This is a genomic window from Leifsonia sp. L25 (assembly GCF_050632895.1).
In genome coordinates this window covers 2,772,902-2,795,087 of sequence record NZ_JBODRZ010000003.1, presented here as the reverse complement: position 1 = coordinate 2,795,087, position 22,186 = coordinate 2,772,902, and the positions used below count along the sequence as shown (strand labels likewise).

Sequence of the window (22,186 nt, the reverse complement as noted above, 5' to 3'; positions counted from 1 at the left end):
AAGCATGCTCTCTACCACTCGCACGCGCCTGACGCTCGGCGCCGCAGCCGCGGCCGCCGTCATCGGCGGACTCTTCATCGCCGCGCCGGCGAACGCCGCCACCGGCGAACTCACACTCGCGAACTCGACCTTCACCGCCGGCGACTGGGGCTCGGGTCTCGACGTCTCGGGTTCCGGCTTCACGGCCGACACCACCGTCACCATCACCGTGAGCTACACCGACGGCGGCACCGTCCTCGGTCAGCAGGACGTCACGGCGGACGCCACGGGCGCCTTCGCGAACGAGGTGTTCACGCCGTCCGCCAGCCTCCCGCTGCCAGCGGTCGACGAGGACGTCGTCGTGCAGGCGACCTCCGCCGACGGCGACACCTCCAACACGATCGCCCTCGACGTGCGCGCGCCGCAGGGTATCTCCGCCAACACGACGACCATCTCGACGGAGGACCTCACCGACGAGAATGTCGGTGTGGAGATCACGGCGTCGGGATACACCCCCGGCGAGACGGTCACGTTGTCGGCCGTCTAAAACGGCGACGCGCTCCCCACCATGACCTTCGTCGCCGACCGCAGCGGAACCGTCTCCGCGGGGGTGTACCTCGCGCAGGGCACAGCCGAGGCCGGCCAGATCGAGTTCACCTTCACCGGCGAGACGTCGGGCGTGGCCCAGTCCATCACGATCACCGTCACCGGTGACACCATCGTGCAGCCGGGCCCGCTTGCCCCGGCGCCGATTCCCGACGCCGCTCCCCGCACCCCGGGCAAGCTGCCCGTCGTGAGCGGCTGAGAGCCGGAACGACTGTACGGCGGGGTGGGCGCGTTCAGCGTCCGCCCCGCTTCTCGTCGGAGCAGCTGATGAATCGCCTTCCCCTCGCGGCCGCCGCCGCCCTCCTCGCCCTCGTCACCCTGTCGGCGTGCGCTCCCGGCGCGCCGACGGCGACCACCACCCCGGCCCCCTCGCAGGCACCCGCGGCCGCAGGCCCTGCGCTTCCGCCCGGGATGACACCGTCCGCGATCGCGGCGCTCCCTTCCGCGGAGTACGACGCCGTCATCCCCGGTCTCCTCGCCGCGCCGGCCGATCCCCGGTTCACCGCGGCGTCCACCGTCGCGTTCGACACCCCGGTCTACGGAGCAGACTTCACCACCGCCGTCGCACGTATCCCCGCCACGGACTTCCTCGGCAAGCCCACCGTCGTCGTCCCCGTCGCGACGAAGGGCGCCTGGTCGATGGTGCTGACGGCCAGCCGTCGGCTCCTTCCCTCGCAGGCCGTGGACGGCGCCGTGGCACCGGCCCAGACGGCGGCGTGGCTCCCCACCTCCGTGCTGAAGACGGCCGGCGCGCTCCCGCACCGCGTCGTCGTCTCGGTCTCCGCGCAGACGCTCTCGATCACAGACGCGGACGGCACGACGGAGCAGACCTTCCCCGTCGGCGTGGGGACCGCCGAGACCCCGACGCCGACCGGCACGACCGGTTACCTGCAGGCGCGCTACCTCGATCCCGCGCAGGGCCAGGCGGTCCACCGCATCCAGCTCACCTCGCTGCACGCGACCGCCGCGGACGAGCCGTACGGCGGCGCGGACGGCGGCCTCATCGGCATCCACTTCCAGGACGTCGCATCCGGAGCCGTCTCGCACGGATGCATCCGTTTGGGCGCCGACGCGATCGGCGCCGTCGACCGACTGCCGCTCGGAACGCCGGTCACCGTCCAGGACTGACCGCGCCCACCCGCCCACCAAGCTCATGCGCGCGCGTCAAGAGGCCACCGGTCGTTAACCTTCCGTTTACCACTGCGGGGGACTCTGGTCAGACACCGGGAATAGCGTCACACGCGGGTCGCACCGACCCCGTCCTGTTGTTACTGATCCCCGGAAGGGACAACTGTGAAACTGAAGCGTCTTGGCGTTCCCGTGGCACTTCTCGCCGCCGCCGCCATCTCCCTCACCGCCTGTGCGTCGAACGAGGGCAGCACCCCGGCGACCACCACGGCCAAGCCGTCGAACCTCTCCGGCACGCTGAACGGCATCGGCTCGTCCGCCCAGGGCGCGGCGCAGACCGTCTGGGCCGCCGGCTTCCAGCAGGCCAACCCGAAGGTCACCGTCAACTACGACCCGCAGGGCTCCGGCGCCGGCCGCAAGAGCTTCATCTCGGGCGCGGCGGACTTCGCCGGCTCCGACGCGGCACTCAAGACCGAGGAGCTCGCCGGCACGTTCGCGGGCTGCGCCCCGAGCGCCAAGGGCATCGACCTGCCGGTCTACATCTCCCCGATCGCCATCGCGTACAACGTCGACGGCGTGAAGGACCTCAAGCTCGACGCCGACACGATCGCCGGCATCTTCTCGGGCAAGATCACCACCTGGGACGACGCGAAGATCAAGGCTCAGAACTCGGGCGCAACCCTCCCGTCGGCCCCGATCACCGTCGTGCACCGCTCGGACGACTCGGGCACCACGCAGAACTTCACCGACTACCTTTCGGCGAACGCTCCCACCGTGTGGACCGCTCCTGCCTCGCAGACCTTCCCGTTCCAGGTCGGTGACGCCGCCAAGGGCACCTCGGGTGTCGCGGACGCCACCAAGAACGCGAAGAACTCGATCACCTACATCGACGAGTCGGGCTCGGCCGGCCTCTCGATCGCGCAGCTCAAGGTCGGCGACACCTACACCAAGATCAGCGCCGACGGTGCTGCCAAGGTCGTCGCCGCGTCGCCGATCGCCTCGGGTCGCACCACCAACGACCTCGCCATCCAGATCAACCGCAAGGACACCTCCAAGGGCGCTTGGCCGCTGGTCCTGGTCTCGTACGTGATCGCGTGCCAGCAGTACAAGGACGCCGCCAAGGCGGACCTCGTCAAGGGCTACGTCGACTACATCATCTCCAGCGACGCGCAGAAGGCCGCCGCGGACCAGGCCGGCTCGGCTCCGCTGTCGAGCGACCTGTCCTCCAAGGTCAGCAAGGCTGTCGCCAGCATCAAGTAACACCCCGGCCGCTCGGCCTGGACCGCACCCCGGTCCAGGCCGAGCGGCGCATCACACTCACCCCGCTGGGGACCCGATGAGAGAAAGCAAGGAATGACCGCCGGAACCGCAGGAGCCATCAGGCCGAAGGTGAAAGTCCGCCTCGGCGACCGCGTCTTCTCCACCTCGACCGTCGTGGCCGGGTCGCTGATCCTCGCCACCCTCGCCGCCGTGGCGCTTTTCCTCATCATCCAGAGCATCCCCGCCCTGAGCGCCGGCGCCGGCCAGCTTCCGAACAACGCCACCAACTTCTGGGCATGGGTCTGGCCACTGGTCTTCGGCACCATCTGGGCGGCGATCATCGCTCTCATCATCGCGACGCCGCTGTCGATCGGGATCGCTCTCTTCATCTCGCACTACGCGCCCCGCCGCGTGGCGCAGACGCTCGGCTACATCATCGACCTGCTCGCCGCCGTCCCCTCGGTCGTCTTCGGACTCTGGGGCATCGCGACGCTCTCCTCCTTCGTCCAGCCCTTCTACGCCTGGCTCGGCCAGTACTTCGGCTGGTTCCCGCTGTTCGCGCCGCCGGTCTCCGGCACCGGCCGCACCATCCTCACGGCCGCCATCGTGCTCGCCGTGATGGTCATCCCGATCATGACGGCGATCTGCCGCGAGATCTTCCTGCAGACCCCGCGCCTGCACGAGGAGGCCGCGCTCGCGCTCGGCGCGACCAAGTGGGAGATGGTCCGCATGGCGGTCCTCCCCTTCGCCCGCAGCGGCATCATCTCCGCCATCATGCTCGGCCTCGGCCGCGCTCTCGGCGAGACTCTGGCGATCGCGATGGTGCTCTCGCCGGCCCTCATCGTCAAGTTCGCCGTGCTGCAGGCGCAGAGCCCGAACACGATCGCGGCGAACATCGCGCTGCAGTTCCCGGAGGCCACCGGCGTCGGCGTCAACGCGCTCATCGCCTCCGGCCTCGTGCTGTTCGTCGTGACCCTGCTGATCAACATGCTCGCCCGTTACATCGTCAGCCGCCGCGCGGCCTTCTCTGGAGCGAACTGATGGCCGCCACCACGACCGCGACCGCGGCGCCCCGCCCGCTGACCAACTCCTACACCGCGGGCAAGCTTCCGCGCTGGACTCCCTGGGTGATGCTCGTCGGCTCCTGGGCCGTGCTCATCGCGGTCTTCGCGATGCTCGCCGCCAGCGGCGCCACCAAGGGCTTCAACATCGTGGGCGCGGTGTTCTTCGGAACGGTTCTGTTCGATGTGGCGATCTACACGACATCGCTGCTGGTCGAGGGCAAACGCAAGGCCAAGGACCGGCTGGTCACCTCGCTGGTCGCGACCGCGTTCATCATCGCGCTGCTGCCGCTCATCTCCCTCGGCTGGACCGTCGTCGCCCAGGGCCTGGCCCGCTTCGACGTCACGTTCTTCTCGGAGTCGATGCGCAACATCGTCGGCGAGGGCGGCGGCGCGCTGCACGCGATCGTCGGCACGCTGGAGATCACGCTCATGGCGGCGATCATCTCGGTGCCGATCGGCCTCCTGACCTCGATCTACCTGGTGGAGTACGGCCGAGGCGTCCTCGCCCGCGGCATCACCTTCTTCGTCGACGTCATGACCGGCATCCCCTCGATCGTCGCCGGCCTGTTCGCGTACGCACTGTTCGCGCTCTTCTTCGGCCCGGCCATCCGCAACGGCTTCATGGGGGCGGTGGCGCTGTCGGTGCTGATGATCCCGGTCGTCGTGCGCTCGAGCGAAGAGATCCTGCGGATCGTCCCCAACGAGCTGCGGGAGGCCTCCCTCGCCCTCGGCGTACCGAAGTGGCTGACCGTGGTGAAGGTCGTGCTGCCGACGTCGCTGGCAGGTCTCGTCACCGGTGTCATGCTGGCCATCGCCCGCGTCATCGGCGAGACCGCTCCGCTGCTCATCGTGGCGGGCTTCACCACGAGCATGAACTACGACCTTTTCAACGACCGCATGATGACGCTGCCGGTGTTCGTGTACACGCAGTACACGCAGGCGGCCGGCCTGCACGCGCAGGCCTCCATCGACCGCGCCTGGACCGGTGCGCTCGCGCTGATCATCATCGTCATGCTCCTGAACCTCATCGGCCGGATCGTCGCGAAGGCCTTCGCTCCCAAGTACGGCCGCTGACCGCGGACGCCACAGCTTCTACCCGAAGAACGCAGACAAGGAAAAACGTGTCCAAGCGCATCGAAGTCAACGACCTCAACGTGTACTACAGCAAGTTCCTCGCCGTGGAGGGCGTGTCGCTCACCATCGAGCCGCGGACGGTGACCGCGTTCATCGGCCCGTCGGGCTGCGGCAAGTCGACCTTCCTCCGCACGCTGAACCGGATGCACGAGGTCATTCCCGGGGCGTACGTCGACGGCGAGGTGCTGATCGACGGCAACAACCTGTACGGCGCTGGCGTCGACCCGGTGCTCGTGCGCCGCCAGGTGGGCATGGTGTTCCAGCGCCCCAACCCGTTCCCGACCATGAGCATCCGCGACAACGTGCTCGCCGGCGTCAAGCTCAACAACCGCCGGATGTCGAAGAGCGAGTCCGACGACCTGGTGGAGAGGTCGCTGCAGGGCGCGAACCTCTGGAACGAGGTCAAGGACCGCCTCAACCTCCCGGGCTCCGGCCTGTCGGGCGGCCAGCAGCAGCGCCTCTGCATCGCGCGCGCCATCGCGGTCTCCCCCGACGTGCTTCTGATGGACGAGCCGTGCTCGGCCCTCGACCCGATCTCCACCCTCGCGATCGAGGACCTGATCGAGGAGCTCAAGAACGAGTACACGATCGTGATCGTGACCCACAACATGCAGCAGGCCTCGCGCGTCTCCGACCGCACCGCGTTCTTCAACATCGCGGGCACCGGCAAGCCGGGCAAGCTCATCGAGTACAACGACACCAACATGATCTTCTCGAACCCGACCCAGCAGGCCACCGAGGACTACGTCTCCGGCCGGTTCGGTTGATCCGCCGAGCGGCATGAGCGAGGCCCACGGGATTGCCCGTGGGCCTCGCTGCGTTTCGCCCGGTGTTCTCGCCCGGTGTTCGGGGACCGGGTCAGGAGGCGATCGCGACGATCGGTTTCGTCGTCGGCTGTTTGGAGCCGCCGCTCGGCTCGACGGTCATACCGATGGTGTCGCCGGGCGTCATCGTGCCGCTGAGGACCCGCCAGGTCGCGACGTGGCCGGTCGAGTCCATCGTGCCGGCCGGGGTCGCGGCTCCGCCCCGGATGTACCAGAGCTCGTAGGTCTTGTCGCCGGCGAGCTCCGGGAGGTCGGTGGCGACCAGCGCGGACTGGCCGAGCCGGGCCGACCAGACGAGCGTCGCCGTGCCTCCGCCGCTGATCGGGGCGGTGCTGCGTTGCGTGTCCGGGGCGGCGTTGAGAGCGGCCAGGGCGGCGGACTGCTGCTGCTGGTAGGAGTCGTTGCCGGCGAGGCTCACGCCGGCGAAGGCGCCGGCGATGAACAGGACGACAGCCGCTGCGGCGGACGCGAGGACGGCGCCGGGACGCTGGAACCAGCGGCGGGCTGCGCGGCGCTCGGCGGGGGTGGGGGCCGGCGTGCTCGACGGCGCCTCCGGTGCGGCCTGCTCGGGCGCTGCCTGCACGGGCGCCGCCTGCTCGGGCGCTGCCTGGTCTGGCGTGGGGGCGAGCTGCGGCGTCTCGGCGATCCGCGCGAACAGCGCGGCCTTCAGCGCCGACGGCGGCTCGACGGGGTCGGCTGCGAGGGCGAGCTGGGCGGCGACGTCCTCGAAGTCCTGCGCCTCCCGGTCGTCGTCCGCACCGAGGCGGGCCCCGAGGCGCGTGTGGTCCGCGGTCTCGCGGTTCTCGTCGGTCATCGAGTCACCCCCAGTTCGTCGCGCAGGCGTATCATCGCATCCCGCAACCGGGTTTTGGCTGTGCCGAGGGGGATGCCGAGCTCGGCCGCGAGCTCGCTCTGGGTGAGCCCGCCGTAGTACGCGAGCGCGACGGCCTGGCGCTGCGCCTCGCTCAGCTTCGCCATCGCCACCTCCACTCGCTCGTGTTCCACCCGCACCTCCACGGTCTCCGCCACCACGTCGAACGCCGTCGGCAGGTCGCGGATGCCCACCGCGGTGTCCCGGTCGTGCGAGGCCTGAGACGCGCGGATGCGGTCGATCGCCCTCCTGTGAGCCATCGTCAGGATCCAGGTGAGCGCTCTGCCTTTATTCGGATCGAAGCGCGCAGCGGATTGCCACGCTTCCAGGAAGACTTCCTGAGCGACCTCCTCGGACTGCGCCGCGTCGATCAGGAGGCGCCGGATCAGGCCGAGCACGCGGGGCGCCGTGCGGTCGTAGAAGTCCGAGAACGCGCGCTGGTCACCCTGCGCGGTGCGCAAAAGGAGGCCGTCGAGTTCGGCCGCCGGGGCGTCGTCCACCTTGTTGTTCTCCGCTCGTCACCGGCCGATTCGTCCTCGACAGTAGACCACGCCTGCGGCGAGCGCGCCCGCAACAGGCGGAAAGGCATGAAAGAGCCGGACCGCAGAACGCCTCTCGGCGCGAGGCCGCTCGAAGCGGCAAGTATTGGAGCCCGGGGTTACTGCGGTCCGGCTTCGTCAAGCATACAGGAGGCCGCAGCGGCCTTCACGGCGTGGCGTTCGCAGGGAGAGAACGCCCGGCGGGAATACCGGTCCCCATCGGCTCAGTCGAGCGAGTCCGTGCGCCACAGCCGGGCGCTGGTGGTCAGCTCCTCGGCGGTGCGGGTGAACCGCAGGGCGCGCGTGGTCAGCTCGCTGGCCCGTTCGGGGTCGAGCGCCTCCCGATCGTCGGCCACCGAGACGCATCCCGCCGCCGTCACCCGGCAGAACGCGGCGGCCCGATCGAGCGCGACCGCGAAGTCACCCTCGAAGACCCCACGGAGGATGCGGTCGGCGAGCTCGGTCACCTCCCCGGGCCGGCGGGCGTTGGCGCACCCGCGACGACGGGGTCGATGGAGGCGATGACCTCCGTGCCCCGCTGATACAGCAGCGCGGTGCCCTCGGCGTCCTGCCGGATCAGCAGCCGCAGCAGGTAGATCCGCCACAGGGCGCCCGGAAGGCTCTTCGGATTGGATCGTGCCCACAGTTCGGCGATCGCATCGATGCCGTGCTCGTCGGTGTACGCGACCAGACGGTCCACGATCTCCGGATCGGGATCCTCACGGACGCGCGCGAGGAGGGCCTGTGCGGTCTCGTGGGCGACTTTGCTGATGTGCGCGGGATCGTCCCCACCGAGAAACGCTTCGAACATCCCCCCGGGAAACAGCGTGGGCTTGTGATAGCGATCCGGCATCCCCCATTCTGCCCCGGCACGGGAAGGTACGGAATCCACGCTAGATTAGAGGACGAGGGCCTCTAGCTCAGTCGGTAGAGCATCGGACTTTTAATCCGCGGGTCGTGGGTTCGAGCCCCACGGGGCCCACTCGGTGAATCACAGGGATCCAAGCCCATCGGCGGCCGAATCGGAAGCCGCCGGTGCTTCTCGCAGGACGTGCCATCGTCGAGAGGCGCAAGGCAAGCCGCGGTCGATAGTGCCTCCGTGGATCATCGCCGTCGCTTGCATTGGCATGATCGTCGGCGGCGCAGCACTGATGCACGGGTAGCTCCGCCCGCTCAGCTTCAGGTCTCGATCCCGAATCCTGCCCCCTTGACTCGGTCTCTCAGCACGCGAGCCTGCCTTGGACGGGGCGACCCACCAAACCCCTCGCATGGGGGACATTGCCCCAATCCGATTCGCGGAGGCCTCCGGACCACTCTTGACGGCCGGAACCATTCCGGTCGCACAACGCAAGGGAGTTCGGAATGAACAACGTCACCAAGCGCGTCGGGATCCTGGGCGGAGCGGCTGTGGTCGCCTCCGGTCTGATCGTGGGAGGTCTCGCCCTTCCGGCGAACGCGGAGACGAGCAACAACACCGACACCGCACCCACCACGACAACTGCCGTGGCGCCGCACACGCTCGACTACCTGAGCGTGTCGGACATCCTTCACAGCATCTCCGCTCCCGTGATGGTCGGTCCTGTGGTGCAGGGCCCCGTCGCGAGCGGCATCGCCAGCGGCAATACTGTGGGCCCGGTCGCGAGCGGCGACCCGGTCGCCAGCGGCAACCAGGCCAACGGCAACTCGGTCGGCAGCAACGACTCGACCCCGGTCGCCAGCGGCAACACCACCCCGGTCGCGTCCGGCAACCAGACCTCGGCCGCCAACGGCACGGGAGTCTCGGCGCCTGTCGGCTCCGGCAACACCACCGGCACGTCGCTGAGCAACCTCGGCGCGTCGGTGACCGACTCGGTCAACAGTGCGGTCAGCGACGCCCTCAAGGGTCTCAACGGCACCAGCGGCATGCTGGGACGCTGACCCGGATCAAGCCGGCACGTAAGGGGAGCCCCGGTGTCCGGACCGATTTGGTCCGGGCGCCCGGGGCTCCCTCTGGTTGCGCGGCTCAGGCCTTCCGGGCTCGGGACGCCGCGCCGGTCCTGGGCACGATGATCACGGCCAGGACGACCGCAGCGATCTCGGCCAGCAGGTCGATCGCGCCCTTCGCATCCACCGGTTCGCCCCTGCCGATCGTCAGACCGACGGTGTCCTCGGCGTGTCCGGCCTGCAGCGGGAGACCCACTAGGACCGCGTAGGCGTAGATGCCGATCAGCGCGACGTTCACGACAACAGTCCCGTACAGCACGAGCCAGTGCAGCCGCTCGGGCAGGAACAGGATGCCGCCGGCCAGGGCGAGCTGGGCAATTCCGGCGAGCAGGAATCCTGTTCCGAGCAGCACCGAGCCATCGAGGTGCTCCGGCGTGAGGAGCAGGTGGATGGTTCCCGCCACGATGAGCGAGACGGTGAGCATCGCCCGAACGCCGACGTGGAGACCGATCCGTCCCACAGCGGCAGGCGTGCTGATCGCTGTGACCAGCAGCGCAGCACCCGCGAGGGCGAATACGGAGGATCCGACGCCGGGGACCGGCGCGGTGAGGGCACCGGCCGGTCCGGGGGCCGCCGCGTACGACGCGATCCGCAGCGCGCTGTAGAGGCTGTCCACGATCACCAGGGCTGCCCCGAGGATCGCGACCGGCCGCAGCACACGCGCGCCCCCGTGCCGCGCCATGACCACGAGCAGGGCGACCACGACCAGCGTGACGCCGCCCAGGAGTCCGCCGTCGAGCGCGAACCCGCGCACGACGGTGAGCCCGTGGAACAGGACCAGCCACGGCAGAGCGCCGCCCGCCACCATGAGCGCGAGCGCCAGACCGCCGGACGCGAGCGCGATCGCCTCTCGCGGGACGGTGACTCTCCAGGGTCGAGTCTCAGCGACGTGGATGGACATGGTGCCCTCTAGCGCTGGCCGATGACGTTGAAGAACAGGTAGAGGTTGGTCGGGATCGGGCCGAGCACACCGCTCGACGGATCGGCGATCAGGCTGTTCATCACCGTTTCGGACTTGCCCGCAGCGAGCTTCGCCCACGCGGTCTGGTTGGTCACCGCGACCACCTTGACGTCCCACCAGCCGCCGGCAGGACCATCGAGGATGTGGCTGTGCGCGGGCAACGCCACGTCGGCGACGGCGTCCGGGGATGCGCCCAGCGCGCCGGCGATCCGCGACAGGTCGATGTTCAGCGGGTGGTTCGGGCACGACGCGACGGCGCACATCGGAGCGGGAACGGGGTTGCTGAACAGTGGGACGAGAACGTACAGCGTCGACCTGTCGGCGTTCGCGACCGGGCCGTGGTTCGCAGCAGTCCCGACCTCGCACGCGCTCGACGCGCTGGAGGCCACGCTCGTATCGCAGAAGAAATTCTGCGCATACTGCACGGTCACAGTCTCGCCGTTCGTCCACGCCGGGGTCCTGGCCGAGGACACCGGCTGCACGGCCGAGCCTCCTGCGGCGAAGGCGGCGGTGGCGATCGACAGCGACGCCACGACTGTGCCGATCACCAATGAACCAATCAAACCGGCGCGTCGTCTGCTGCCGGTGTTCGTGATGTTCACGATCTCTCCTTTCAGACCACGGCCTTCAAAGGATGCAAAACGGTCGTCGGCGCAGTGGCGGGCGACCGTGGACTCGACACTGAACTCGGCGCTGGCTATTCGAAACCGCAGCCCCGTTCGGATTGGGCAATCGCCGGATGAGTGAGTCAGTCGGATACGCGATTGGGGCATTCCTCCGGCGGGGGCGAATCCTCGAAGTAGCCCGGATACTGCCGATTCAACTCGCTGTGCCACCTGGCGCGATCGTCGTCATTCGGGCGGGGCGGCCACGCGCCATCAATGTAAGCGACGATCAACTTTCCCGCGTCGGGACCGTAGTAGTACTCAAACACTCCGTGGGCCAACTTAGGCAGCAGGCTGTGGAACAGTTCCGTTGCGACAGACGATACGTGGTCCAACTCTGCGAGTGTCGCGGTCATCTGGGGCGCCGACACAGAGCGAGCGTCTTCGACACGGTTCGTGCGCTGACCATGCTGAACCCAGTCGCCGTCGACGGCGCGCGCGAAATAGACCCGGTGCACGATAGCCCCGCGGCGATCTAGTACGTTCAGCACTCCGGTCAGCCACGCGTCGATCTCTTCGACCGAGGTGCGCGCCCACGGCGGAACACCTCGTTCCTGCAAGGCCCCCTGATGTGACCGGACACTGGCCCTGGATCAACCTCAGCGGTTCCATCAACGACGCTGGAGGGCGGACGGTATTCGGCAGGTTCGAGGGTGAGCCAAGCGTGAATCTGGAGCTGCGCAGGAGTAGCGTCCGCGAAGGTCGCCGTCGCTGGAGGCGTCACTGTCAGGTCCCGCGACCGTGGTCGTCGGGATCTGAGCTATCCGACCCACCCGCTGGCGATGACCTTCGACGCCGCCGCGACCAGGGCCTTCGGGTCGTTGACGCCGTAGGCGGAGATCTGGATCCAGGTGCCGCCGGTCAGCACGTCGACCGTGGTGCGTGTGGAGTCGACGGTGGGCTCAGTGATCGCGGTCGCCGTACCGGGGAGGCCGGACACGTCGAGGGCCGTGCCGTCGGGGTGATCGTTCGCTTGACGGAATTGGGCGAACAGTGCGGGGTCGACGTTGTCGAGCACGGACACCCAGAGGTTCCAGCCATGCGGGTCACCCTTCGCCGCGAACGGGCACATCGTCACCTGACCGGAGGCGAGCTGGGCCCGGACGAGGTTGAATTCGCTCTGGCCAGCGGTGTCGCGCTGCGCGGCTCCCAGCCCGGCGGACAGGGCGTCGAGCACGCGCGTATCCGCGCAGTCGCGCACAGCGTGCGGCACGACGGGGGTCGGCGCCGGGAGGGCGGCGTACCGCGTGACGATGCCCTGGACGAAATCGTGGAACGACTGATCGGTGAACGAGGACCGCCCGTCGCTCTGTGCCTGGACGTGCAGCCACGCGCCGCCGACGAGAACCTCCGTCGAGCACAGTCCGCCGCTGCACGAGCCTGCGAGGGATGTGCCGCCGTCGTACGGACTGCCGGGGGCGGGTTGTTCGCCGACGCCAGCGCCGCCCACTGGTCGGCGAGCCCCGGTACGACTTCCAGGACAACCTGAGGCGCGCTCTGGTTCGAGACCGTGAGTGTTGCAAGGCCACCCCACCCGCACACGGTGCCGTTCGCGTTCCGGATGCTCCAGGGCGGCGCGCCCGCGGTAACCGCCTGCAGGTGCCGGAGCGGCTGCAGCGCGCCCGTCCCGCCGACAAGAGCGGCGACGGCGTCGGGAGTCGCAAGCGCGTCGCAGGAGACTGGGCCGCTGTTCGCCGCGACCATCGCCGTGGGCGTCGATGTCGGGGTCGGGGTCGGAGCGGGGGTCGACGGCGCTGCGGCGGTGGATGTTGTGACGGAAGGCGCGGGGGGCTCTACGAAGGGGAGGCGCCCGGTCAGCGCGAGCGCGGCGCCGCCAGTCGAGATGAGGACGGCGGTGACGATCAGGGAGACGAACAAGGTGATGCGGTGCGACCGTTTCGGGTCCGGTCGCTGAGCGACGTGCTCGATCAGCATCTTCTTGATCGCGTCGACCCGTTCGCGGTCGAATGGCGACAGGTCGTTGGAGTCGTTCATCGTGCACCTCCGGAGATCGAAGTCGAGTCTTCGAGGTCGGCTGTCAGGTTCGCCAGCTTGGTCTTCGCGCGGGAAAGCCGGGACTTGACCGTCCCGGCCGGGATGCCGAGCACAGAGGCGGCGTCAGCGTTCGTCATTCCCTGGATGACGCACAGCGACACCACGTCCTGCTCCCTCGCCGACAACCGCGCGAAGGCCGCCCGGACGGCCGCGCGCTGGGGCTCCGCGTCGATGCGGTCGTTCACCGCCGGCGCGAAGTCGTCATGATGCCCGGCAGCGGGGACACTCTGCATCGCCCGGCGGTGGCGGTGGCGCGCGCGAGAGAAATTGCGCGCCACGTAGTTGGTGGTGACGAGAAGCCACGGCAACACGGAGCCATCGACAATACGAACGGTGTCCTTCTTGCGCCACGCCTCGAGGAAGACGAGGGCCGCGATGTCCTCAGCGTCGTGAAACGAGCCAACCGACCGCATAGCGTGCCAGAGCACCCGGTCGCGGTGCGCCTCGAAGAACGCACCGAAGGCGGCGGGATCCCCAGAACGCGCACGCGCCCACTCATCGGCATCATCCGCGCCGAAAACCGAAGACGTCATACCCCATCATGTCCGAACGCACGAAAACGGTTCCAAATCCACTTCGCGCGCATGGATGCTCACTCTCAGACGCGACCGCATGGGTTCGGCGGCCACGGCAGAAAAGACTGCGCGAGCCTCAATGAGCTGATCAGCGCCAGTGCCGTTCGTGTTTCGAGCGTTGCAGATTGCACGCCTGCGCCATGTGGTGGCCGGCCTCCATGAGGGGTGTCCTGATGCAGCGATGCCCTACGACAGCGCATCCTTGGGAAGCCTGTGTCAGGTCTCAGGACATCTCTGACAGTTGTGGATCGATAGATCTCTGACGTTCAGGGGTGTTTGGTCCTGACACTTCTAGGATTCCTCCGTGCCCGCCGAGGCAGCGTCGACGCTCCGGCTTCCGCCACCGCGTCGACCCGGTCATTTGCCCCGCCGAGTTCAGAAGCAGACGTGTTCCACTTGGATGCACAGGTCGTCGGCGCCATCGCGCTTCGCGGGCCCGCGATGGTGCGCCCTCGCTGTCGACCCCCGGTTCGTGGAAAGAGGTCGCGTGCGCTCTGTTTTGGGGGCAGATGATGGCCCTCGCTACGGCTAGGGTATGAGATCGAGCGATTTCCGCCTGAGGGCGTTCGCGGTCCAGGACGATTCCGCTGTGCTGGCGTTGAGGAAGGTCACGTATTGAGCGCGCCGCACGGTACAGGTGGGAGTATTCAGGTTCGGTCGGTTGGCTGGCAGCGGACACGCGGGTCCGTCCACCGGGCGTGGCGGGTGCGGGTGTCGGCGCTGGTCGGCGCGGTCGCCCTGGCCGCCCCGCTGGCTGTGCTCGGTGGCGCGGTGTCGGCCTCGGCCACGACCAGCTATGTGGTGAGCGCCACCGTGTCTGTGGGCAACGCCCCGACCGGGGTGGCGGTGAATGCGACCACCGACACCATCTACGTGCCCAACTCCAGCGACAACACGGTGTCGGTCATCGACGGGGCCACCAACACGGTCACCGCCACGGTGCCCGTCGGCGGGAGCCCGACAGAGGCCGCGGTGAATGCAACCACGAACACCGTGTACGTGCCCAACTCCAGCGACAACACGGTGTCGGTGATCAGCGGGGTCACCAATACGGTGGTCGCCACTGTGCCCGTGGGAAGCAGCCCGTACGGGGTGGCGGTGAATGCGACCACGAACACCGTGTACGTCACCAATCAGAACGCCGATACGTTGTCGGTGATCAACGGGGTCACCGATACGGTGACCGCCACCATCCCTGTCGGAGGTGCCCCGTACGGGGTGGCGGTGAATCCGATCACGAACACCGTGTACGTGGTCAACTCTGGGGGCCTCACGGTGTCGGTGATCAACGGCGCCACCAACACGGTGACCGCCACCGTGCCCGTCACCGGGACCTCATACGAGGTGGCGGTGAATGCGATCACGAACACCGTGTATGTATCCAACTATGCTGCCGGCATGGTGACCGTGCTCGATGGGGCAACCAATACGGTGACGACCACCGTGTTCACCGGCGGCGGCGGCAGCACCTATGGGGTGGCCGTGAATGCGACGACGAACACCGTCTACGTGACTAACCAAGGCGACTTCAACGTGTGGGTGATCGATGGTGCGACCAACACGGTGACCTCCGAAGTGCCCGTCATCGGCGGGAACACCGATGCGGTGGCGGTGAATGCGACAACGAACACCGTGTACGTGACCCGCTACCCCGGCAACACGGTGTCGGTACTCACCCCGGCAACGGCGCCGGGTGCGCCGACGGGAGTTTCGGCCACCGCCGGTAACGGGCAGGCGTCCGTCGCGTTCTCGCCTCCGGCCAGTGACGGCGGCTCGGCCATCACCGGTTACACAGTCACCGCCACCGACACGACCACGCCGGGCAACGGTGGACAAACCGCGACCGGCGCAGGTTCTCCACTCACCGTGACTGGCCTCACCAACGGGGACACGTACACGTTCACGGTGACCGCGAGGAACGCCGTCGGTTCCGGCGCGCCCTCCCCGGCGTCCAACGCCGTCACCCCGACAGCGCCGACGGCAAGCACGGTGCCGACGCCGGCACTCCCGGCACCCTCACCGGCGGCCCCAGTATCTTCCGCGGCGACGACTATGTTGGCCGCGACCGGTTCGGATCAGGCGCTCCCAGCGGGACTGGCCGGGCTTCTGCTGGCCGCCGGCTTCGCCGTACTCGGCGTCGCACGGTTGCGCAGCCGTTCAGAGAAGCAGCACATCCGCTGAGCCTGCGACGCTCACGCTCTGCGAGTTCGGAGGAAGTCGGCCTCAAGCCGGATCGAGGATGACGTCCACGCGGATGGTGGGTTGCCGCCGCCTGCACATGCCCGTCGCAGGCCGCGATCGTGGCCGGTTCACTCGGCCCTGCAGTCGGTGGCCTGTCGAGAGCGCGCACTCCGGGCGGAGGCGTGGCGTCGGCGATCCACGCACGCGAGAGGACCAGTGCGGCGGGATCGTCCGGGGCGCCCCGCGGACGGACCCCACTGCCCCGCGACGAGCGCCACGCTTCGTAGCCTCATCACCCCCGCGCGCGCAGCATCCGCGTCCGCCCGGGAGGCGGAGCCTCCCGTGAGCTGACAACGGCGGCTGGCAACCGGGCGCGTCACCCGTCGGGCTACGGCCGCCCGTGGCCTCCGCCCGCGTGGGAGGAGCCGCCCTCGTTCTGCGAGCCGCCGTGCGCCGCGTGCGCCGACGATCCGTCAGGTCCGTCCGATCCGTCCGATCCGTCCGTTTCGGTCGGCTCGGGCGTGGGCGCCGCCGTGGGCTGGTGACCGGCGGAGTGCCCCGGCGCGACGATCGTGGCGCAGTACGCGCCGATCGAACCGGCACCGCCGGCCGCCTTCTCCAGCGATGCGAACGCGACCGATGTCGCGGCGAGGCCGCCGTGCTCGTAGGCGGTGCACAAACCGTGCGCCGCCGGTCCCGACGCGTCCGGCCCGACCGGGACGGCGGTGGACGTCGGGTCCTGCGTCGGCGTCGGCGTCGCCGTGTCCGTCGCCGAGTCGGTCGGTTCGACGGTGGGAGGCGCCGTCGGGTCCGCTGTCGGGGCGGCGGTCGGCGCTCCGATGAGCGCGTGAGCCTCGTCCTGGAGGCCGGAGGGGAGCGCGTCCGCATAGGCGGCCGCCGCCGTCCCGCCGAGGGTGATGGTCCCGAGCGCGACGAGCCCGATGGCGAGCTTGTGGCCGGCGATGACGGAGATGAACGACATCCGGGTCTTCCTTACTTTCGTGTGGTGGACGGACGCCGTGCGGGCCCTCATCTCTCTTAATCGGTCGGACGACCCGAAAGGTTACGCACAGGTTCGATTCCGCCAGAACGACGTGCGCGTGACACGACGAAGGCCCCGGGTACGAAGCCCGGGGCCTTGGTCCCGTCGCCTACGCGACCGGCCCCTGCGCCAGGGTCACCTGCGCCGTGTGCGGTGAGCCGGAGGCGTCGGTCCAGGCGATCGTCGCGCTGTCGCCCGGGTGGAGGGCGGCGAGCGCGCCCGTGAGGGCCTGCGCCGAGTCGATCGTCGTTCCATTCACCGCCGTGATGGTGTCGCCGGCGGCGAGGCCCGCAGACTCGGCGGGGCCGCCGGAGACGACACCGGAGAGGGTGGCGCCGGCGCCCGAGCCGGTCGCGGTGCCGGAAGACCCGAAGGAGCCATCGCCGTAGCCGCTGCCGGACGCCGTGCTGTCGCTGGACGCGACCTCGACGCCCAGGAATGCCGGGTAGCCGATCGTCACCGTGGACGACGCCTGGCCGGAGGTGATCTCGCCCGCGATGGTGAGCGCGTTCTGGATCGGGATGGCGTAGCCGGCGGTCGTCGTGCCGCCTTGCGCGGCGGCGGTGTCGATGCCGATCACCTGGTCGGAGGAGTTGAACAGGGGACCGCCGGAGTCGCCGGCCTGGATGTCGGCGTCGGTCTGGATCAGGCCGTTCAAGGTCTCGGAGACGGCCGTCTGCTCGGCCTGGGTGGTGATGGTCTGATCCAGCGCCGTCACCGTCCCGGGCGAGGCGGACGGGGTGCCGCCCGCGCCGCCGGCGTTGCCGACGCCGGTGACCGCGTCGCCGACGGCGGCGTCTCCCGAGGTGTCCAGGTTCGCGGTGCTGAGACCGGAGGCGTTCCCGAGCTGGAGGACGGCGATGTCGTCGGTGGCGTCGGTGCCGACCACTTTCGCGGTGTACTGGGCGCCGGTCGAGACGACGGTGACGCTGATGCTGGTCGCGTCCTCCACGACGTGGTTGTTGGTGAGGATCTCGCCGTCGGAGGTCAGCACGAGTCCGGTTCCGGCGCTCTCCGCCTGGGCGTAGGTGAGCTGGGACGTGATGTCGACCACGCCGACTTCCTCGGCGGCGGTGGCGCTCGCGAGGGCGGAGGAGCCGGTGGAGGCCGACGAGCCCGAGGAGGATCCCGAACGCGGGCCGCCAGAGCTTCCACTGCTCCCGTTCCCGTATCCGTACCCGCCCGAGCCGAACCCGTTGCGGCTCAGCGTGTTGTGGACGCTGATGGACGCGGTGGAGGCGGTCGCAGAGGCGGACCCGGCGGTGTAGGCCAGTGCCCCGAGCCCGAACGCGGAACCCACGGCGACGGTCGCGGCGACCGCGGTGGACACCCCGATCATCAGCCGGCGCCGGCTTCTCGGCGCCCCGGTCGGTGCGGCGGCGGCCTGCGCCGCGCCCTGCTCTGGTGCTGCGGGGGAACTCCCTCGACCTCGTCCATGACTGTGGTCCTCTCGACTTCAGGCTTGATGTCGAAAGCACACCGCATGCGAGTGGGAGGCCGTGATGCGCAGGTTTTGACTACGCCGGGAGAAAACTAGAGATTCCTATGAATCGGGTCACGGGAGGGTCACGCCGCCGAACGGCTCAGGCCACCCCGGTGAACCGCCCCCGCTCCAGCACGTACCCCACCGCCACAGCCCCCGCGATGCACAGCATGATCGGCGCCAGCATGTCCGGGCCCTGGTTGGTGAACTCCATCACGAGGAGCAGTGCCGTCAACGGCGCGCGCATCGTCACCGCCAGGAAGGCCGCCGCGCCCAGCAGCGCGAACGCCGCGACCGGCTCTCCGGGCCAGACCAGCTCCCACACACCGCCGAGCGTCAGGCCGAGGCCCGCGCCGATCGCGAACGACGGGGTCAGGGTGCCCCCGGCGGCGCCCGCGCCGATGGTGCCGACGGTCGCCGCCGTCTTGGCCACGGTGGTCAGCAGGATGACGACGACCGGCAGCGTCGCCGTCAGCGCGAGCTGGCCGAGCGAGCGGCCGTTGCCGAGGATCGCGGGCAGCCAGAGCGACACCACGCCGACGGCGGCGAAGACCAGCGGCATCACGATGAGGATGCCCCACGACTGAGGCCGGTGATTCTGGGCGAATCGGGTCAGCCGCACGAAGCCGACGGCCGCGAAGCCGATGATCGGGCCCGCGAGGATCGCCCACACCACGATCTGCGGTCGCAGCGGGATCTGGTGCACGAGGTAGAGCGGATTGGCGGGCACCACCAGCCGGGCGACGAGCGCCCCGATCGCGGAGGTTGCGAGGGCCGGCAGCACCGTCGCGAAGCTGATCTCCGCCAGAAGGATCTCGACGGCGAACACCGCGCCGCCGAACGGGACGTTGTAGACGGCGGCGAGACCCGCGCCCGCGCCGCACGCGACCAGGATGCGGCGCTCGCGGGCGCTCACGCCGGCGCGCTCGGACAGCCACGACGCCCACCAGGCCGCGATCTCGCGCGGCGCGACCTCCCTGCCGATGGAGGCGCCGAGGCCGACGATGATCACCTGGAGCGCCGCATTGAGGAGCGTGACGACGGCGGGCATCCTGCGCCCCCGACCGCGGCCTCCACCGAGACGATGGCGCGACCGGTGCTCCGGCGTCCCCAGCGGCGCAGGAAGAACCAGCCGACCCCTCCGAGAATGCCGGCGAGCACCAGCGCGACGACGCGGTTCACCGGCGGGGCGTCGAGCAGCCCCTCGAGGAACGTCCCCTCCGAGTACCCGAACGCCAGGTGCTGGATGGTGTGCAGGCCGAGGTAGACCAGCCCGCCGCCCACCCCGGCGCCGACTCCGACGAGCGCCGTGACGACGACGAGCCTGGTCAGCCAGGCGGGCGTGGCGCGTGCGGGAACGCGTCGGGACGTGGGCACGCTCCCAGGCTACTGCCCGCCGGGAGGCGTCCCGGTCAGGCGCCTCACGGGGCTGCGAGAGCCCCGACGGTGAGGAGGTTGACCGTCGTGGCCGTGCATGCCGTGTAGGTGCCGGCCTTCACGAACAGCGACTCGGTCGAGCCGGGCGGGTACACGCGGAACCCGTCCGCCGGCTTGGGCTTGCAGTCCGCGTCGGGGTAGTTGAGAGCCTGGGTGATCTTCAGCGGCGCCTGTGCGGTGCCGCCCGGCTGGAGGACGACCGTGTCGTGCGGGGTGCTGCGGTCGAACTGCGCCGCGTTGCCGAGCTGGGTGCCGTTGCCGTCCCCCACGAACGAGACGCCGGGCCAGCCCTGCAGCGAGCACTGGGTCGACCCGTTGTTGGTGAGGACGAGGGTGACCTCCACGCTGCCCGCGGCGCCGCCTCCGCCCTTGCCGATGCTTCCGGTGAGATCGGAGGTGGCGCACTGGCCCTGGATGGGCTGGGAGGCGTTGCTCGCTGTCGGGCGCGGGGACGACGAGCCCGTGTCGGAGGTGGAGTCCGATCCGGCGGGGGACGCCGTCGGGCTCGCGCCGGCGGAGCAGCCGGCGAGGCCCCAGGCGAACGCGGCGGCGAGCGCGAGGGCGAGAGCAGGCCGAGCGATGACAGAGCGGCGCGTCGAGACGGACATGCACTATTGTCAGCACGCCGAGGCGGTCCGTCCAGCGATGACGCGCCGCCCCGGCCCGACTTGCACTGACAGTATGAAGGCATGAGAGCTCTCGGGACCTGGCTGGCACGCTACTGGACGGTCTTCGTCCCCGTCATCGGCGTCGTCGTCCTGATCGCGTTCTGGACGGTCGAGCTGGAGCCCGTCGCCGTCGCGCTGATCGCGGTCGTGCTGGCCGGGACGGTGCTGGCCGCCGTGCAGCACGCGGAGGTCGTCGCGCACCGGGTCGGGGAGCCGTTCGGGTCGCTCGTGCTCGCCGTGGCCGTGACGATCATCGAGGTGGCGCTCATCGTGACGCTGATGACCACCGGCAAGGACACCGCGACGCTCGCCCGGGACACCGTGTTCTCGGCGGTGATGATCACGATGAACGGCATCGTCGGGCTCAGCCTCCTGCTCAGCGCCAGCCGCAAGGAGACCACCACTTTCAACGCGCAGGGCAGCGGCGCCGCTCTCGGCACGGTGACGGCGATGGCCACCCTCACGATGGTGCTTCCGACCTTCACGGAGGCCACGGCCGGCCCGGAGTTCTCGCCCGGCCAGCTCACGTTCGCCGCGATCGCGTCGGTCGCGCTGTACGCGATGTTCGTGTTCACACAGACGTTCGCGCACCGCGACTTCTTCCTCCCGGTCTCCCCGAAGGGCAGGCCGCTCACGGAGGACAGCCACGCCGACGCACCGTCGACCCGCACCGCGCTGATCAGTGTGGGCCTTCTGCTGGTCGCTCTGGTCGCCGTGGTCGGGCTGGCCAAGCTGGAGTCCACCCCGATCGAGCGCGCGGTGACGGGGATCGGCCTCCCGCAGTCGTTCGTCGGTGTGATCATCGCGCTGCTGGTACTGCTCCCGGAAGGCATCGCCGCGTCGAAGGCTGCGCGCCGCAACCGGATGCAGACCAGCCTCAACCTGGCGCTCGGCTCCGCGATCGCGAGCATCGGGCTCACCATCCCGGCGATCGCGATCGCATCCATCTGGCTGCCGGGGCCGCTGCACCTGGGGCTCGGGTCGAGTCAGATCGTGCTGCTGATGCTGACGGTGGTCATCAGCATCCTGACGATCATGCCGGGGCAGGCGGCGCGCATCAAGGGCGGCATCCACCTGATCGTCTTCGCGGCGTTCATCTTCCTGTCGATCGTGCCGTGACGGTGCACACGCTCACCGGCCGGCGCTGACCGCCGCGTCGGCCACCGCCGAATCCCAGAGCGTCTCCGCGGCGAGCCGCGCGGCCACGGGCGTGCCGCCGCACAGCGCTGCACTCGCGGAGGCGCCGTCGAACAGGAGCGTGAGCTGCACGGCGAGGACGTGCGGTGACGCGATGCCCGCCGCCTCGGCCTGGCGTTCGAAGTACGCGGTCAGCTCGCTCTTGAAGTGCTGCGCCACCTGCGCGGCGGGGTGCTCGCGGTCGCGCAGCTCGGTGGCGACGTTGACGAACGGGCAGCCGAAGTAGTCGCCGGCCTCGGCGGCGCGGTGGAGGGCGTCGTAGACGTGCAGGACCCGCTCCCGCGGAGCGCGGCCGTCGTCGCCGTCGCTGAAGTACCCCGCGACCACGCGAGGGCCGTACTCGGTCAGCATGTCCGCGACGATCGCGTCCTTGCTCTCGAAGTGCTGGTAGATGGAGCGCTTGGAGACGTGCGCCTCCTGGGCGAGGCGGTCGACGCCGACCGCGTGCACACCTTCGCGGATGAAGAGCCGTGCGGCGGCGTCCAGCACGCGCTCCCGGGGCTTGGGGCGCGGGGTGGTCGTCGTGGTCATGCG

Annotated in this window: 23 protein-coding genes, 1 tRNA gene and 1 pseudogene; 11 read left to right on the top strand and 14 right to left on the bottom strand. The window is 69.6% G+C overall.

What is annotated here, in order from left to right; genetic code table 11:
• Positions 1 to 4 precede the first annotated feature (4 nt).
• From ACRAWC_RS18065 to pstB, 7 genes are all read left to right on the top strand, one after another.
• Positions 5 to 526, top strand: a complete 522-nt coding sequence (locus ACRAWC_RS18065) for a hypothetical protein (RefSeq protein WP_431348959.1) — start codon at positions 5 to 7, stop codon at positions 524 to 526.
• Between the two features lie 21 nt (positions 527 to 547).
• Positions 548 to 784 (top strand): hypothetical protein, encoded by a 237-nt coding sequence (locus ACRAWC_RS18060; RefSeq protein ID WP_431348958.1) that lies wholly within the window; start codon positions 548 to 550, stop codon positions 782 to 784.
• A 68-nt stretch (positions 785 to 852) separates the two neighbouring features.
• Positions 853 to 1,713: a L,D-transpeptidase gene (locus ACRAWC_RS18055; protein WP_431348957.1), complete on the top strand. Its 861-nt coding sequence runs from the start codon at positions 853 to 855 to the stop codon at positions 1,711 to 1,713.
• A gap of 165 nt (positions 1,714 to 1,878) precedes the next feature.
• Entirely contained in the window at positions 1,879 to 2,973 is a 1,095-nt protein-coding gene (pstS, locus tag ACRAWC_RS18050) for a phosphate ABC transporter substrate-binding protein PstS (protein ID WP_431348956.1), read from the top strand.
• Positions 2,974 to 3,066: 93 nt separating this feature from the next.
• Positions 3,067 to 4,014, top strand: coding sequence for a phosphate ABC transporter permease subunit PstC (pstC, locus tag ACRAWC_RS18045; RefSeq protein ID WP_431348955.1), 948 nt, complete (start codon positions 3,067 to 3,069; stop codon positions 4,012 to 4,014).
• Positions 4,014 to 5,111, top strand: a complete 1,098-nt coding sequence (gene pstA / locus ACRAWC_RS18040) for a phosphate ABC transporter permease PstA (RefSeq protein ID WP_431348954.1) — start codon at positions 4,014 to 4,016, stop codon at positions 5,109 to 5,111. The genes pstC and pstA overlap by 1 nt, the downstream gene beginning before the upstream one ends.
• Positions 5,112 to 5,158: 47 nt before the next feature.
• Positions 5,159 to 5,938 (top strand): phosphate ABC transporter ATP-binding protein PstB, encoded by a 780-nt coding sequence (gene pstB / locus ACRAWC_RS18035; RefSeq protein WP_431348953.1) that lies wholly within the window; start codon positions 5,159 to 5,161, stop codon positions 5,936 to 5,938.
• A 91-nt stretch (positions 5,939 to 6,029) separates the two neighbouring features.
• Here pstB and ACRAWC_RS18030 read toward each other — a convergent pair whose 3' ends face one another.
• The 3 genes and pseudogenes from ACRAWC_RS18030 to ACRAWC_RS18020 form a co-directional block, all read right to left on the bottom strand.
• On the bottom strand, positions 6,030 to 6,809 hold the full coding sequence (locus ACRAWC_RS18030) for an anti-sigma factor domain-containing protein (RefSeq protein ID WP_431348952.1): 780 nt from the start codon (positions 6,807 to 6,809) through the stop codon (positions 6,030 to 6,032).
• Positions 6,806 to 7,366 carry an ECF RNA polymerase sigma factor SigK gene (gene sigK / locus ACRAWC_RS18025; RefSeq protein ID WP_431348951.1) on the bottom strand — a complete coding sequence of 187 codons (561 nt, stop codon included), beginning with the start codon at positions 7,364 to 7,366 and terminating at the stop codon, positions 6,806 to 6,808. The genes ACRAWC_RS18030 and sigK overlap by 4 nt, the downstream gene beginning before the upstream one ends.
• Before the next feature lie 263 nt (positions 7,367 to 7,629).
• Positions 7,630 to 8,258: pseudogene (locus tag ACRAWC_RS18020) on the bottom strand (DNA-directed RNA polymerase subunit beta).
• 56 nt (positions 8,259 to 8,314) lie between these two features.
• Here ACRAWC_RS18020 and ACRAWC_RS18015 point away from each other — a divergent pair.
• Positions 8,315 to 8,387 (top strand) — tRNA-Lys (locus ACRAWC_RS18015).
• Positions 8,388 to 8,767: 380 nt separating this feature from the next.
• Entirely contained in the window at positions 8,768 to 9,322 is a 555-nt protein-coding gene (locus ACRAWC_RS18010; protein ID WP_431348950.1) for a hypothetical protein, read from the top strand.
• A gap of 85 nt (positions 9,323 to 9,407) precedes the next feature.
• Here the strand turns inward: ACRAWC_RS18010 and ACRAWC_RS18005 are convergent, their stop codons facing one another.
• The 5 genes from ACRAWC_RS18005 to ACRAWC_RS17985 form a co-directional block, all read right to left on the bottom strand.
• On the bottom strand, positions 9,408 to 10,289 hold the full coding sequence (locus tag ACRAWC_RS18005) for a hypothetical protein (protein WP_431348949.1): 882 nt from the start codon (positions 10,287 to 10,289) through the stop codon (positions 9,408 to 9,410).
• Between the two features lie 8 nt (positions 10,290 to 10,297).
• Positions 10,298 to 10,951 carry a hypothetical protein gene (locus tag ACRAWC_RS18000; protein ID WP_431348948.1) on the bottom strand — a complete coding sequence of 218 codons (654 nt, stop codon included), beginning with the start codon at positions 10,949 to 10,951 and terminating at the stop codon, positions 10,298 to 10,300.
• A 146-nt stretch (positions 10,952 to 11,097) separates the two neighbouring features.
• Complete coding sequence (locus tag ACRAWC_RS17995) at positions 11,098 to 11,574, bottom strand: hypothetical protein (protein WP_431348947.1); 477 nt, start codon at positions 11,572 to 11,574, stop codon at positions 11,098 to 11,100.
• 200 nt (positions 11,575 to 11,774) lie between these two features.
• Positions 11,775 to 12,464, bottom strand: coding sequence for a hypothetical protein (locus tag ACRAWC_RS17990; protein WP_431348946.1), 690 nt, complete (start codon positions 12,462 to 12,464; stop codon positions 11,775 to 11,777).
• 541 nt (positions 12,465 to 13,005) lie between these two features.
• Positions 13,006 to 13,602: an RNA polymerase sigma factor gene (locus tag ACRAWC_RS17985; RefSeq protein WP_431348945.1), complete on the bottom strand. Its 597-nt coding sequence runs from the start codon at positions 13,600 to 13,602 to the stop codon at positions 13,006 to 13,008.
• A gap of 753 nt (positions 13,603 to 14,355) precedes the next feature.
• Between ACRAWC_RS17985 and ACRAWC_RS17980 the strand changes: the two genes are divergently transcribed.
• Positions 14,356 to 15,825 carry a fibronectin type III domain-containing protein gene (locus ACRAWC_RS17980; RefSeq protein ID WP_431348944.1) on the top strand — a complete coding sequence of 490 codons (1,470 nt, stop codon included), beginning with the start codon at positions 14,356 to 14,358 and terminating at the stop codon, positions 15,823 to 15,825.
• Positions 15,826 to 16,213: 388 nt separating this feature from the next.
• Here the strand turns inward: ACRAWC_RS17980 and ACRAWC_RS17975 are convergent, their stop codons facing one another.
• From ACRAWC_RS17975 to ACRAWC_RS17955, 5 genes are all read right to left on the bottom strand, one after another.
• Complete coding sequence (locus ACRAWC_RS17975) at positions 16,214 to 16,807, bottom strand: hypothetical protein (RefSeq protein ID WP_431348943.1); 594 nt, start codon at positions 16,805 to 16,807, stop codon at positions 16,214 to 16,216.
• A 169-nt stretch (positions 16,808 to 16,976) separates the two neighbouring features.
• Positions 16,977 to 18,206: a S1C family serine protease gene (locus ACRAWC_RS17970; protein WP_431348942.1), complete on the bottom strand. Its 1,230-nt coding sequence runs from the start codon at positions 18,204 to 18,206 to the stop codon at positions 16,977 to 16,979.
• Positions 18,207 to 18,450: 244 nt separating this feature from the next.
• On the bottom strand, positions 18,451 to 19,401 hold the full coding sequence (locus ACRAWC_RS17965) for a chloride channel protein (RefSeq protein WP_431348941.1): 951 nt from the start codon (positions 19,399 to 19,401) through the stop codon (positions 18,451 to 18,453).
• The gene (locus ACRAWC_RS17960) at positions 19,359 to 19,727 is read right to left on the bottom strand and encodes a hypothetical protein (RefSeq protein WP_431348940.1); all 369 of its coding nucleotides are present in this window, start codon (positions 19,725 to 19,727) and stop codon (positions 19,359 to 19,361) included. The genes ACRAWC_RS17965 and ACRAWC_RS17960 overlap by 43 nt, the downstream gene beginning before the upstream one ends.
• 44 nt (positions 19,728 to 19,771) lie before the next feature.
• Positions 19,772 to 20,395 carry a DUF4232 domain-containing protein gene (locus tag ACRAWC_RS17955; RefSeq protein ID WP_431348939.1) on the bottom strand — a complete coding sequence of 208 codons (624 nt, stop codon included), beginning with the start codon at positions 20,393 to 20,395 and terminating at the stop codon, positions 19,772 to 19,774.
• 81 nt (positions 20,396 to 20,476) lie between these two features.
• Here ACRAWC_RS17955 and ACRAWC_RS17950 point away from each other — a divergent pair, with 81 nt between their 5' ends.
• The gene (locus tag ACRAWC_RS17950; RefSeq protein WP_431348938.1) at positions 20,477 to 21,574 is read left to right on the top strand and encodes a calcium:proton antiporter; all 1,098 of its coding nucleotides are present in this window, start codon (positions 20,477 to 20,479) and stop codon (positions 21,572 to 21,574) included.
• 12 nt (positions 21,575 to 21,586) lie between these two features.
• Here ACRAWC_RS17950 and ACRAWC_RS17945 read toward each other — a convergent pair whose 3' ends face one another.
• Positions 21,587 to 22,183 carry a TetR/AcrR family transcriptional regulator gene (locus ACRAWC_RS17945; RefSeq protein WP_431348937.1) on the bottom strand — a complete coding sequence of 199 codons (597 nt, stop codon included), beginning with the start codon at positions 22,181 to 22,183 and terminating at the stop codon, positions 21,587 to 21,589.
• Positions 22,184 to 22,186: the final 3 nt, after the last annotated feature.

Bases quoted from the DNA above. Each gene is read 5' to 3' on its own strand.
- ACRAWC_RS18065 (WP_431348959.1), top strand. From the start codon at position 5: ATGCTCTCTACCACTCGCACGCGCCTGACGCTCGGCGCCGCAGCCGCG.
- ACRAWC_RS18060 (WP_431348958.1), top strand. From the start codon at position 548: ATGACCTTCGTCGCCGACCGCAGCGGAACCGTCTCCGCGGGGGTGTAC.
- ACRAWC_RS18055 (WP_431348957.1), top strand. From the start codon at position 853: ATGAATCGCCTTCCCCTCGCGGCCGCCGCCGCCCTCCTCGCCCTCGTC.
- pstC (WP_431348955.1), top strand. From the start codon at position 3,067: ATGACCGCCGGAACCGCAGGAGCCATCAGGCCGAAGGTGAAAGTCCGC.
- pstA (WP_431348954.1), top strand. From the start codon at position 4,014: ATGGCCGCCACCACGACCGCGACCGCGGCGCCCCGCCCGCTGACCAAC.
- ACRAWC_RS18030 (WP_431348952.1), bottom strand. From the start codon at position 6,809: ATGACCGACGAGAACCGCGAGACCGCGGACCACACGCGCCTCGGGGCC.
- ACRAWC_RS18010 (WP_431348950.1), top strand. From the start codon at position 8,768: ATGAACAACGTCACCAAGCGCGTCGGGATCCTGGGCGGAGCGGCTGTG.
- ACRAWC_RS18005 (WP_431348949.1), bottom strand. From the start codon at position 10,289: ATGTCCATCCACGTCGCTGAGACTCGACCCTGGAGAGTCACCGTCCCG.
- ACRAWC_RS17985 (WP_431348945.1), bottom strand. From the start codon at position 13,602: ATGACGTCTTCGGTTTTCGGCGCGGATGATGCCGATGAGTGGGCGCGT.
- ACRAWC_RS17975 (WP_431348943.1), bottom strand. From the start codon at position 16,807: ATGTCGTTCATCTCCGTCATCGCCGGCCACAAGCTCGCCATCGGGCTC.
- ACRAWC_RS17970 (WP_431348942.1), bottom strand. From the start codon at position 18,206: ATGATCGGGGTGTCCACCGCGGTCGCCGCGACCGTCGCCGTGGGTTCC.
- ACRAWC_RS17965 (WP_431348941.1), bottom strand. From the start codon at position 19,401: ATGCCCGCCGTCGTCACGCTCCTCAATGCGGCGCTCCAGGTGATCATC.
- ACRAWC_RS17955 (WP_431348939.1), bottom strand. From the start codon at position 20,395: ATGTCCGTCTCGACGCGCCGCTCTGTCATCGCTCGGCCTGCTCTCGCC.
- ACRAWC_RS17950 (WP_431348938.1), top strand. From the start codon at position 20,477: ATGAGAGCTCTCGGGACCTGGCTGGCACGCTACTGGACGGTCTTCGTC.
- ACRAWC_RS17945 (WP_431348937.1), bottom strand. From the start codon at position 22,183: ATGACCACGACGACCACCCCGCGCCCCAAGCCCCGGGAGCGCGTGCTG.